The organism is Methylobacterium sp. 142-1Y, from assembly GCF_057747795.1.
The window spans coordinates 5,925,697-5,937,758 of record NZ_CM173224.1 but is presented as its reverse complement, the minus strand read 5'-3'; the positions used below and the strand labels follow the sequence as shown (position 1 = coordinate 5,937,758).

Annotated in this window: 8 protein-coding genes; 4 read left to right on the top strand and 4 right to left on the bottom strand. The window is 72.6% G+C overall.

Going from position 1 to position 12,062, the window contains the following annotated elements:
• Window positions 1-20 precede the first annotated feature (20 nt).
• On the bottom strand, window positions 21-923 hold the full coding sequence (locus tag AC3AOF_RS27245) for a zinc-dependent alcohol dehydrogenase (protein WP_488349065.1): 903 nt from the start codon (window positions 921-923) through the stop codon (window positions 21-23).
• Window positions 924-995: 72 nt separating this feature from the next.
• On the opposite strand from AC3AOF_RS27245, the gene mdoH reads away from it, so the two are divergent.
• The gene (gene mdoH, locus AC3AOF_RS27240; protein ID WP_236987928.1) at window positions 996-2,798 is read left to right on the top strand and encodes a glucans biosynthesis glucosyltransferase MdoH; all 1,803 of its coding nucleotides are present in this window, start codon (window positions 996-998) and stop codon (window positions 2,796-2,798) included.
• Between the two features lie 44 nt (window positions 2,799-2,842).
• On the opposite strand, the gene AC3AOF_RS27235 is transcribed toward mdoH, so the two are convergent.
• The 3 genes from AC3AOF_RS27235 to AC3AOF_RS27225 form a co-directional block, all read right to left on the bottom strand.
• Window positions 2,843-3,841, bottom strand: coding sequence for a Hint domain-containing protein (locus AC3AOF_RS27235; protein WP_488347035.1), 999 nt, complete (start codon window positions 3,839-3,841; stop codon window positions 2,843-2,845).
• Between the two features lie 837 nt (window positions 3,842-4,678).
• Entirely contained in the window at window positions 4,679-5,794 is a 1,116-nt protein-coding gene (locus tag AC3AOF_RS27230) for a D-alanine--D-alanine ligase family protein (RefSeq protein WP_236987930.1), read from the bottom strand.
• 100 nt (window positions 5,795-5,894) lie between these two features.
• Window positions 5,895-6,797, bottom strand: a complete 903-nt coding sequence (locus AC3AOF_RS27225; RefSeq protein ID WP_488347034.1) for a LysR family transcriptional regulator — start codon at window positions 6,795-6,797, stop codon at window positions 5,895-5,897.
• A gap of 227 nt (window positions 6,798-7,024) precedes the next feature.
• Between AC3AOF_RS27225 and AC3AOF_RS27220 the strand changes: the two genes are divergently transcribed.
• The 3 genes from AC3AOF_RS27220 to AC3AOF_RS27210 all read left to right on the top strand — a co-directional run bounded on the left by AC3AOF_RS27220 (window position 7,025) and on the right by AC3AOF_RS27210 (window position 11,768).
• Window positions 7,025-8,299, top strand: coding sequence for an allantoate amidohydrolase (locus AC3AOF_RS27220; protein ID WP_236987932.1), 1,275 nt, complete (start codon window positions 7,025-7,027; stop codon window positions 8,297-8,299).
• Window positions 8,300-8,368: 69 nt separating this feature from the next.
• Complete coding sequence (locus tag AC3AOF_RS27215; RefSeq protein ID WP_165089608.1) at window positions 8,369-8,782, top strand: DUF3830 family protein; 414 nt, start codon at window positions 8,369-8,371, stop codon at window positions 8,780-8,782.
• 142 nt (window positions 8,783-8,924) lie between these two features.
• Window positions 8,925-11,768 (top strand): ATP-binding protein, encoded by a 2,844-nt coding sequence (locus tag AC3AOF_RS27210; RefSeq protein WP_488347033.1) that lies wholly within the window; start codon window positions 8,925-8,927, stop codon window positions 11,766-11,768.
• The last annotated feature ends 294 nt before the right edge of the window (window positions 11,769-12,062 follow it).

The window sequence follows — 12,062 nt, the reverse complement described above, 5'->3', positions numbered from 1 at the left end:
CAGTGCGATCGTGACGTGCCCTAGTACCGGATCACGGTGCACAGGCCCGGCGCGCCGGGCGCGAGCAGGCGGGGGAGGGCGGCGGGCAGGGCGTCGAAGGCGACCTCCTCGGTGACGAGGGCGTCGAGGCGGGGATCGCGCAGCAGGGCGAGGGCCTTGGCGAGGCGGCGCCGGTGGCTCCAGCGCGGGCGGCGCGAGGCCGCCACCGCCCCGACCTGGCTGGCGATCAGGCGCAGGCGCCGGGCATGGAAGGCGAGGCCGAGCGGCGCGGCGACGGTATCGGTGCCGTACCAGCTCAATTCGACGATCGTCCCCTCTTCTCCCGCGAGCGACAGGGCGAGCTCCAGCCCGGCCGCGCTCGCGCTGGCATGGAACACGATGTCGGCCTCCCGCGGCGCCGCCTCCGGCAGGGCGAAGGCGAGGCCGAGCGCCCGCGCCGTCTCCGCCCGGGCGGGGTCGCGGTCGATCAGGCAGACCTCCGCCCCCGGCAGGCCGGCGCAGAGATGGGCGACGAGGAGCCCGACCACGCCGCCGCCGACCACCGCGATCCGGTCCCCCGGCCCGGCGCCCGCATCCCACAGGGCGTTGAGTGCCGTCTCCATGTTGGCGGCGAGCACGGCGCGACGCGGCGGCAGGCCCTCCGGCAGGGGGCACAGGCTGTCCCGCGGGGCATTGAACGCTTCCTGGTGCGGCTGGAGCGCGAAGATCCGCTCGCCGTCCTCCGTCTCGGCGACGGCGCAATAGCCGTACTTGACCGGAAAGGAGAACTCGCCGCCCTGGCCCGGGGCCCGCATCCGTTCCGCCACCGCTTGCGGAACCCGGCCCTCGAAGACCAGACGTTCGGTGCCGCGGCTCAGGGCCGTCCACAGGGTACGTGCCCGCACCTCGTCCGGACCGGCTGGGGGCAGGCGCTCTTGCCGCAGCTCCGCCTGGCCGGCTGCGCTATACCAGAGCGCCCGCACGGCGTCCGCCGTGTCGCTCCCGGATGCCTGACGATGCCGCAAACCGACTCCTCGGTGGTCACCCTCGCGGAGGGGCCCGCCCGCGCTCCTCTCACGACGCCGACGGGCCTGCAAGCCTGCGTCACCTTGCGTCGCCGTCGCCTCCTGGTGCTCGGGCTCAACCTCACCACGATCCTGGCCCTCGCGGCGGGTCTCTGGGGGGTGCTGGCGCAGGACGGGGACGGGATCGACGGGCTCGACCTCGCGCTCCTCGCCTGTGGCCTCGCCACCCTGCCCTGGACGGTGCTGGGATTCTGGAATGCCGCGATCGGCTTCCTGCTCCTGCGGGCGGGCCGCCCGGGCATGCTCGCCGCCGCGCCGCACGCGGCGGCAGGGGAGGGGGAGGCGCCGCTCCACGTCTCCACCGCCGTGGTGATGACCCTGCGCAACGAGGATCCGGCCCGGGCGCTGTCGCGTCTCGCCCTGGTGCGCGAGAGCCTGGAGCGCACCGGCCACGGCGATGCTTTCCGCTACCACGTGCTGAGCGACAGCGACGATCCGCAGGTGATCCGGGCCGAGGAGGCGTGGGTCGCGTCCTGGCGCGCCGGGCTGCCCGGCCCGGAGGCGGACCGGATTCGGTATCGCCGCCGGCGCGACAATGCCGGCTACAAGGCCGGCAACCTCCAGGACTTCTGCGCCGGCAGCGACGCCGACCTGATGCTGCCGCTGGACGCCGACAGCCTGATGACGGGACCGGCGATCCTGCGCCTCGTGCGCATCATGCAGGCGCATCCGCGCCTCGGCATCCTGCAGAGCCTGGCGGTCGGCGCGCCGGCTTCAAGCGCCTTTGCCCGGCTGTTCCAGTTCGGCATGCGCCACGGCATGCTGCCCTACACGCTGGGCGCGGCCTGGTGGGGGGCGGAATGCGGCCCGTTCTGGGGCCACAACGCGGTTCTGCGCATCGCCCCCTTCGCGGCCCATTGCCGGCTGCCCCCTCTGCGCGGCGGAGGCGCGGTGCTGTCGCACGACCAGGTCGAGGCGGTGCTGATGCGCCGGGCCGGCTACGAGGTCCGGGTGCTGCCGATCGAGGAGGGCAGCTTCGAGGACAATCCGCCGACGCTCCTCGACCACCTCACCCGCGATGCCCGCTGGTGCCGCGGCAACCTGCAATACCTGCGCCTGCCGGCGATGCCGGGCCTCGAGCCGATGAGCCGGTTCCAGCTCGCCTGGGCGGTGCTGATGTTCCTCAACCCGCCGGCCCTGACGCTGGCGCTCCTGCTGCTGCCCTGGCGCGCCGCGACGCAGGACGGCCCGGCGACGGGGGCCGCCGCGCTCACCCTCGCCTGGCTCCTGCTCTCGCTCGCTCCGAAGCTCGCCGGCTACGCCGCCGTGCTGGCGGATCGCGAGGTCCGGGCGGCCCATGGCGGGGGTGTCCGCTTCCTCGCCGGGATGGCGGCCGAGATCGCGGCGTCGTTCCTCTTGCTCGGCGCCTCGTCGGTGCGGCTCACCGGGGTGATGATCGGGCTCGCCGTCGGCCGGGCCGGGCTCTGGACGGCGCAAGGGCGGGACACGACGGGCCTGCGCTGGGGCGAGGCGTTCCGGGCGCTCGGCGGCGTCACGCTGTTCGGGGTTCTCGTCTGCGCGGCGCTCGCCGTGATCGCGCCGGCGCTCCTCGCCTGGAGCCTGCCGCTCACCCTCGGCAGCCTTCTCAGCGTGCCCTTCGCGGTCCTCACCGCGGCCCCGGGCGCCGGGCGCGCCATGGTCCGGTCCGGGCTCTGCGCGACACGGGAGGAGATCGCTCCGCCCTGGGAGATCGCGCGGCTCCAGGCCGGCCGGGCGGAGGCGGCCGTGTCCTGACAGGGTGGGCCGGGCCTTCACGGCCCGGCCCGACATCTGTGTCTTCAGGCTGCGATCCAGGTGAAGCGCTCGGCCTCGTCCCAGGCGCAGGCTTCGCCGAGCGACGCCGCGAACACGCCCGAGAGGCGGGCCCGCTCGGCCTCGACCACCGGACCGTCCACGGCCACCGGCCGGCAGCGGGCGGTCAAGCCCGGCACGACGAAGTCCGGGTTGTGCAGGGCGTGGTCGGAGCCTTCGGTGAAGAACGGGCGGTCGCCCCAATCGAGGTAGCTCTCGGCGGGCAGCCCCTCGGCGAGCAGGATGTCGTGGGCGTCGAGTTCGACGTGCCAATAGGTGACGGCGCTCACCGGCTCGCGGGCGATGCTGGTGCCGTTGATCAGGCACATGATCGGCACGAGATGGCCGCCCGCGCCGTCCGCATCCATGCCGACGAGGACCGGGTGGCCGGGCGAGAGGCGCAGATCCCGGGTGGGGAGGCCCGCCCCGAAGGCGCCGGCGCGGACATGGATCGGCTGCTGGTCGTGGTGCAGGGCCTTGCCGGCGCCGTCGATGGCGCGGTGCCCGATCCAGACGATCGGCCGCAGGGCGCCGGAGGCGGTCACCGCGCTGTCGCCGACCCGCAGGTCCTCGACGGCGATCTCGGCCTCGGTGCCGTCGCGCATCGCGCGGATGCGCGTGCCGGTGACGAAGCAGACCGGCGGCGTGTAGTCGGTCGGGCTGTTGTTGTCGTCGAAGCTGACGCGTTGGCGCTTGGCGAGCGCCGTGTTCGAGAAGACGTAGCGCGTCGTGGGGGCGCCCGGATTATCGGTGAACTGGATCATGCTCTGCGAATCGTACTGAGTCGCGTAGAGCGTCTTGGTGGTGGACGCGCTCTCGGCCGGGAAGATGCCGGTCGCCTGGACGGTGTCGCCGACCTTGGCGACCGTACCGGTCACCGTGATGGTCGAGGTCGACACGTCGTCGAGGCCGAAGCCGGCCGACGGTGCTCCGTCATCCGTGGCGACGAATCCCGCACCGTACATGGTGTTGTTGAAAACAGGCATCGGATGAACCTCCCCGGCTTATTCAAGATGATTGCTGTATAGGCCACGCGAATCGCGCGAATGAGCATTCACGCGATGGTATGGCGCGGCCGCGCGATGCTTGCCGGCAGCCGTTGCGGCGACGCCCGCAGGGTAAGCACGTCGCAAGCCGCAGCAACACCCGGTCTTGCAGGCATATCCAGAGGTTTCTCGAGGTCTGTGGTTTTATTGCTACGATCTCATCGAGACACGGACATCTGAGTCCTGTCGATCTATCGGTAAGATCAGCAATTCGATTGCCGCATTTTCCCGAGATGCATTGCCGAATGTTCCCGATGGGACAGCTTCGACCAGGGCCAGGGCCAGGGCTGGCACACCGGGCTGGCGGGCGAAGCCTGCGAGCGGCTGTGTGGCTGGACCCACTCTGCGATCAGATCAGACAGGATCTCGCTCAGTCGACATCGCCCGTCGTTCCGCGGCTGCGCCGCGGAACCCTGACCCGAGGGGCGCGAAGGACGATCCGGAATCTCGGACCGTTCAAGAGAAGGGCCCTTCGCTTTCCGCCCGATACCGTACCGTCTGCAGCGATGGATCCCGGGTTCTGCTTTCGCAGACCCGGGATGACGCCGAGAGCGTCAGGACTGTCGAGCGAGACGACAAAAGGCTCCCTTGGTGGGAGCGGTCGACGCAAGCGCCGTCCAGTCGTGCCGTCACAGTGGGACGACGCGGGTTCCGCCGATCCCGGGCGAGACCGGAACCGGCGGGACAAGGGCGCGAATCGTGTTTGCCGCGGGTCGGGATGCGGAGGGCGGCGCAACCGCCCCCAGCCGGGCTCGCCCCGCGGAGAGAAGAGAGCCGCTACCCCACGAATTCGCGCTTCAAGCCCTGCCGCGTCCGGTGCCGCTCCAGCGCCAGGTCGACCAGACGCGTCAGCAACTCCGGATAGGGCACGCCGGAGGCCTCCATCATCTGCGGGTACATGCTGATCGAGGTGAAGCCCGGCAGGGTGTTGACCTCGTTGAGGTAGAAATCGCCACCCTTTCGGTCGAGGAAGAAGTCGACGCGGGCCATCCCGCTGCATTCGAGCGCCTCGAAGGCGCGCAAGGCCAGGGCGCGCACCCGCTCCATCTGCTCAGCGCCGATGTTGGCCGGCAGGTCGACGCTGGCGCCCTCGGGGTCGAGGTACTTGGCGGCGTAGGAGTAGAAGTCGTGATGGGCTTGCGGGTTCAGCTCGCTCGCCACGCTGACGAAGGGTGGATCGCCGTCGAGCACCGCCACCTCGATCTCGCGGGCGTCGATGCCCTGCTCGACCAGCACCTTGACGTCGTACCGGAAGGCGTCGGCCAAAGCCGCGGGCAGGTCGGCCCAGTCTTTCACCTTATGGATGCCGACGCTGGAACCCATGTTGCAGGGCTTGACGAAGACCGGGAGCGTCAGGCCGGCGGCGATGTCGTCGAGGGAGATGTCGCCGCGCTCGTAAGCCCGCCGGGTGAAGGCGCGATAGGGCGCGATCGGGATGCCGGCGAGGCCGGCGAGCCGCTTGGTGACGTCCTTGTCCATGCCGACCGCCGAGGCCATCACGCCCGAGCCGACATAGGCCGTCTCGGTCAGCTCCAGCAGGCCCTGCAGCGTGCCGTCCTCGCAGAGCGGCCCGTGCAGGACCGGAAACACCACGTCGATCTCGGCGCGGGCCGGCGCGCCGTCGAGCCCGACCAAGGCGGCGCGTCCCTCGGCGCCTTGCGCCAGCCGCACCTCGGGGCTCTCGGCCGGGATCGACAGGCTCTCGTCCCCGGTCTGGGTGATCCGGCGCAGGTCGTGGCGCTGCCAGCGCCCGGCCTTGTCGATGCTGACCGGGATCACCTCGAAGCGGTCGCGGTCGAGATGGCGGATCACCGAGGCGGCGGAGCGCAGCGAGACCTCGTGCTCGCCGGATCTGCCGCCATACAGGACGGCGACGCGGGTCTTCTCGGTCATGATGCGCGCACCCTCGATCGCCTGAAACTCGAGCTTTTCAAACCCGCGCGGGTACCCGCGGGGCGGCCCTGATTATCGCGCGTGGAAGATTTCAGAAACCCTACGAGCCGGCACGGTCCGGATCGGCCCGGCCGAGCGCGTCGCGCATCAGGTTCAAAAAATTCTCCGTCACGGCGCCGGCCGGCACCCGGTAGAGGGCGCAGACGTCGGCGACCGGGGCCGGCCCGGCCAGCGGGCGGTAGGCGATGTCCGGCCGGGGCAGCGCGCCGGCCGAGGCCGGCACCAGGGCGACGCCGAGCCCCGCCGCCACGAGGTTCACGAGCGAAGCCGATTCGACCACCTGCTGCACGATCCGCGGCACGAAGCCGGCCGACAGGCAGGCCTCCTGCAGATACGTCGCGAAGCGCGAATCGCGCAGGCGCAGCGAGACGAAGGGCTCGTCGGAGAGGTCGCCCAAGGCGATGGCGGCGCGCTCCGCCAAGGGGTGCCCCGCCGGCAGGGCGACGCCGACCGCCTCGGGCCAGGCCCGCACCACCCGCAACGACGGATCCTCCGGCGGCCGGCGCAGGAAGCAGAGATCGGTGCGGTGGGCATGGAGCGCCGCCGGCTGCTCGCCCGGCGGCATCTCGTGCAGACGCACCAGCACGGCGGGGTAGCGCTCGCCGAAGAGCCGGATCAGCCGCCCGAGGGGGCCGGCGAGGATCGAGCCGGTGAGGCCGACATCGAGGGTGCCGCTGCGCCCGGCCCCGACCGCCCGGGCCTCGGTGCAGGCCTCCTCCACCTCCGCCAGGATATGCCGCGCCCGGGCGAGGAAGGCGGTGCCGGCGGGGGTCAGCGCCACGCTGCGGCTGGTGCGCCAGAGGAGCGGCGTGCCCAGCTCCGCCTCCAGGTCGCGGATCTGCTGGCTCAGCGGCGGTTGCGAGACGCCCAGGCGCTCCGCCGCCCCGGTGAAGCTCAAGGAGTCCGCCACCGCCACGAAGTAGCGCAGGTGCCGCAATTCCACGGGAGGGGCTGGGCCGATCCAGACGAAAAACGACTGGACCATACGCAACGGAATATTGGACGTCGAGGGGCGGGAGTCCCAGTGGTGAGGCTGCGATCCGGGCACGCGGCGGGCCTCGACCGATGCCGTTCTGGCCTCCGTCGAGCACGATGCGGCTGGACAGCCCCACGGCCCGGCCATACCCCGGAGTCACTGACCTCCCGCGCCGCTGAACGGACTTGACCGCCATGCCGCACGACAGGCCGCTTCCCCACCCATCCCTCGCCACTTGCCTCGGCGCCGAGGTGATGGCCCGCCTCGACGCGCTCGCGCGCTTCAGCGCCGATCCGGACGGGCTCACCCGCCTCTACCTCACCCCCGCCCATGCCGAGGCCGCCCGGCAGGTGGCGGCCTGGATGGAGGAGGCGGGCATGAGCGTCCGGCTCGATGCCGCCGCGACGGTGGTCGGCCGCTACGAGGCGGCGACGCCCGGCACCCCGACCCTGCTGCTCGGCTCCCACATCGACACCGTGCGCAACGCCGGCCGCTACGACGGCAATCTCGGGGTGGTGACGGCGATCTCCGCCGTGAAGGCGCTGCACGAGGCGGGCGAGCGCCTGCCCTTCGCGGTCGAGGTGCTGGCCTTCGGCGACGAGGAGGGGGTGCGCTTCCCCGTCACCCTCACGGGCTCGCGGGCGCTCGCCGGGCTGGTCCGGCCCGATTTCCTGGAGGCCCGCGACCGCGACGGGATCAGCCTGGCCCAGGCCCTGCGCGATTTCGGCTGCGACCCCGACGGCGTGGCGGGCCTCGCCCGCGATCCGGCCTCGGTGCTCGGCTACCTGGAAGTCCATATCGAGCAGGGCCCGGTCCTGGAGGATGCAGGCCTGCCGGTCGGCATCGTCACGGCGATTGCCGGGGCGAGCCGCCTCGTCGTCACGGTCGAGGGCCGGGCGGGTCATGCCGGCACGGTGCCGATGGCCTTGCGCCGCGACGCCCTGGCGGCGGCGGCCGAGATGGTTCTGGCGATCGAGGCCGAGGCGAACGGGACCCCCGATCTCGTCGCCACGGTGGGCCAGATCGAGGTGCCGCGGGGCGCCGTCAACGTCATCCCGGCGCTCACCCGGTTCAGCCTCGACCTGCGCAGCCCGAGCGACGCCGTGCGCCACGCCGCGCTCGCGCGCCTCGACGCCGCCTTCGGGACGATCGCCGCGCGCCGTGGCGTGACGGTGAGCCGGCAGGGCAGCTACGACGAGCCCGCGGCGTCCTGCGCGCCCGGGCTGATGGACGCCCTGTCCGACGGCATCGCGCGCTTGGGGCTCGCCCCCTTGCGCCTGGCGAGCGGCGCCGGCCATGACGGCCTGGCTCTGGCCGGCCTGTGCCCGATCGGCATGATCTTCGTGCGCTGCGCCGGCGGGCTCAGCCATTCCCCGGCCGAATCCGTGACCGAGGCCGATGTCGACGTGGCGACGCGCCTGCTCGTCGACGTGCTGCGGCACCTAGGGCCGGAATCGCTGCGTCCCTGATCCGTCTGGCCCGGCTCTCGCTTCGTCGGGCTCGGTCCCACTTCCTACCCCTCGACCAGGAGAGACCCCGTGAAGGAACTGAAGATCAAGGCCGGCCCGTTCGACCTCGTCGGCCGGCTCGAGCTCGAGAAGGCGCCCCAGACCTGCGCGGCCTTCCTCAAGGCCCTGCCCTTCGTGAGCGAGGTCATCCACGTGCGCTGGAGCGGCGAGGGCGTGTGGATGCCGCTGGGCGATCTCGATTTCGGCGTCGGCTACGAGAACCACACCAGTTACCCGGCCCCGGGCCAGATGATCCTCTATCCGGGCGGCATCAGCGAGACCGAAATCTTGCTCGCCTATGGCGGCGTGCACTTCGCCAGCAAGGTCGGCCAGCTCGCCGGCAACCACTTCCTGACCATCACCACCGGCATCGAGCACGTCTACGACCTCGGCCGCATGACGCTGCTCAAGGGCGCCCAGCCGATCCGCTTCGAGGCACCGTGACCGCCTGATCCGGGAACCGCCGCGGGGTATGCTCTGACAGGAGCCCCTTGCGGCGGGGCGATCCGCCCCGTACGCCTGTCGGGCGGCCCGCCCGGGAGGCCGTTCGCGGCCCCCGGACGGGCGCGCGCGGGGCGTTGGTGAGATGAACCTGAAACGGTCCTACCGCTCTCTCGTCGGCGGCGTCTGGGTGGGCGTGCTGACGACCTGCCTCGGGCTGGCCACGGTCACGGTCTGGACCGACACCCGCGACTACGAGCGCACGATCCGCGACGCCCGCAGCACCGCCGAGGCGGTGGCCCAGGCGCTGGGCCAGGAAGCGAACCGCCTCGTCTCCTCCGTCGACATGCTGCTCAGCGCCGCCGCCGCCCGGGTCGACGCGCACACCTTCGGGGCGAACCAGGCCTATACCCGCCAGCTCCTCTCCGGCCTGATGGCCCATATCCCGGCGGTGATGGCGGTGCGGGTGCTCGACGGCAGCACCGGCAGCCCCCTGTTCGGCCAGGGCGGGGCCGGCAGCGCCGGCCGGCCCAACGATGCCGATCTCGTCCGCGCCGCCCTGGCGGTGGGCCAGTCCGAACTGGCGATCGGGCAGCCGACCCGGGTCGGGCCGGCCGATTCCTGGTTCGTCAGCGTCGCCCGGCTGGTGGTGCCGCGCCCGGGCGAGACGCCGCTCGTGGCGGTGGCCGACCTGTCGCTCACCGAGTTGCAGCGGCTCTACGGCCGGCTCGATCTCGGCCCCAACGGCGCCATCGGGCTCCTGCGCAGCGACGGCGTGATCCTGGTGCGCCACCCCTACGTGCCGGACAAGGTCGGCCGCAGCGTCGCCGGCGGCTCGCTGATGCGGGCCGCCGCGGGGGCCGCCGGCGGCACCTTCGACGGCACCGCCTCGCCGATCGACGGCGTGCGGCGCTACGGCAGCTTCCAGCGCGTCTCCGGCGCGCCGCTCCTCGTCACCACCGGCGTCTCGAGGGACGAGACCCTGGCGGCCTGGCGCGAGGGCGTGCAGCAGGACGCCGCGGTGGTGCTTGGCATCAGCGCCGTCCTCGTCGGCCTCGGCTTCGGGCTGACCCGGGCGCTGGTGCGCCACCGCGACCTCGAGGCGGAGGCGCGCCGCGCCGCCGGCATGCTCTCGGCCGGCGAGGCGCGCTATCGGCTGCTCGCCGAGAATACCAGCGAGCTGATCGTGCTCGCCCACGACGACGGACGGCGCAGCTACGTCTCGCCGGCGGTGCGGCGCCTCCTCGGCTACACGCCGGAGGAGGCCGTGGCGATGCGCCTGCGCGACGGCGTCCACCGCGAGGATCTGGCCCTGCTGGTGACCCAGGCCCGCCGCCTTGCCGCCGGCGAGCCGCAGGTCAGCGTGGTCTGCCGGGCCCGCCACCGCACCGGGGCCTGGGTCTGGGTCGAGGGGGCGTTCCGGCGCATCCCGGGCGCGGCGCCCGGCGAGCCCGCGATCATCGCGACCTTCCGCGACGTCGGCGAGCGCCAGCGCCATGCGCGCGCCCTCGAAGAGGCGCGGATCACCGCCGAGCGGGCGAGCCAGGCCAAGACCGACTTCCTGGCCTCGATGAGCCACGAGATCCGCACGCCGCTGAACGGCGTCATCGGCTATGCCGACCTCCTGCTCGCCGACCGCACCCTGCCGGGCCGGCACCGGCGCTACGTCGACCGGATCGCCGCGGCGGGCGGGGCGCTGCTGACCGTCGTCGACGACATCCTCGACTTCTCGCGCATCGAGGCCGGCGGCATCGCGCTCGCCGAGGTGCCCTTCGCCCCCGCGGCGCTGGTCGACAACGCCGCCTCGATCGTGCGCGGCCTGTCCGAGCCCAAGGGCCTCGTCCTCGACGTCTCCCTCGATGCCGCGGTGCCGGATTGGGTCCGGGGCGATCCCGACCGCCTGCGCCAGATCCTGCTCAACCTCCTCAACAACGCCGTCAAGTTCACCCCCGCCGGCCGGGTCGCGGTACGGGTCGAGGCCGAGGGCGGGATCGAGGGCGGGACCTTGCGCTTCTCGGTCTCCGATACCGGCATCGGCATCGCCCCCGAGCAGCACGGCCGGCTGTTCCAGCGCTTCAGCCAGGTCGACGGCTCGATCCGCCGGCAATACGGCGGCAGCGGGCTCGGCCTCGCCATCTGCAAGGGCCTCGTCGAGCTGATGGGCGGGACGATCGGCGTCGCGAGCCGGCCGGGCGCCGGCTCGACCTTCTGGTTCCGGGTCAGGGTCCCGGCCTGCGCCGCGCCGGCGGCGGAAGCCGCGGAAGGGCGGCCCGAGCCGGTGCGGCCGGCCCGCCTGCTGCTGGTCGAGGACGTGCCGATCAACCAGGATCTCGCCCGGGCGGTGCTGGAGGCCGACGGCCACAGCGTCGACGTCGCCGGCGACGGCGCGGCGGCGATCGAGGCGGTGCGGGCGCGCCCCTACGACCTCGTGCTGATGGACGTGCAGATGCCCGGCATGGACGGGATCACCGCCACGAAGGTGATCCGGGCGATGCCCGGGCCGGTCGGCACCGTGCCGATCGTCGCGATGACCGCCAACGTGCTGCCGGCCCAGCTCGAGACCTTCCGGGCCGCCGGGATGGACGGCCATGTCGGCAAGCCGTTCAAGCGCGCCGAGCTCGCCGCGGCCATCGCGCAGCACCGGGCCGACGGCGCCGTGGTCTCCGTTCCGGTGCTGGTCGATATCGACGCCTTCGCGGCGGCCCGCACGCTGATGGGGCCGGAGCGGATCGACGGCCTGCTGGGCATGCTGGCGGCGGAGCTGGAGCAGCGCTTCCGCGCCCGCAGCGGCGACCGCGCGGGCTTTGCCCGCGACGCCCACGCGATGATCTCGGCCGCCGGCCTGCTCGGCTTCACCGGCCTGTCCGACCTCTGCCGCGAGATCGAGGAAGCCTGCCTCGCCGGCGCCGACCTGCCGGACCTCCAGCGCCGGATCGAGGCGGCCCGGGCGGCGGCGCTGGCGCAGATCGAGACGCTGCGGGCGGCGTGAGCGGAGCCGGAGTTGCGTTGGCGGGTTACGCCGCAAGCGGCATAGCAGGTCCAGCCGCCCGGGAGCGACGGCCGAGAGCATGAACCCTCCCCCCTCTGCGGGGGAGGGTGGCGAACGAAGTGAGCCGGGAGAGGGGCAGCGCGACGCTGATCCAGGAAGCGCCCGTCAGAACGATTCATACGCTTTCCAATTGATCGCTTCGCGATCCGGAAAGCGGCCTCGCTCAGGCGTGTGAAGCCTACGGCTTCACCGCGCGGGCTGATGATACGAAATCCGGAAGTCATCTTCCGGATT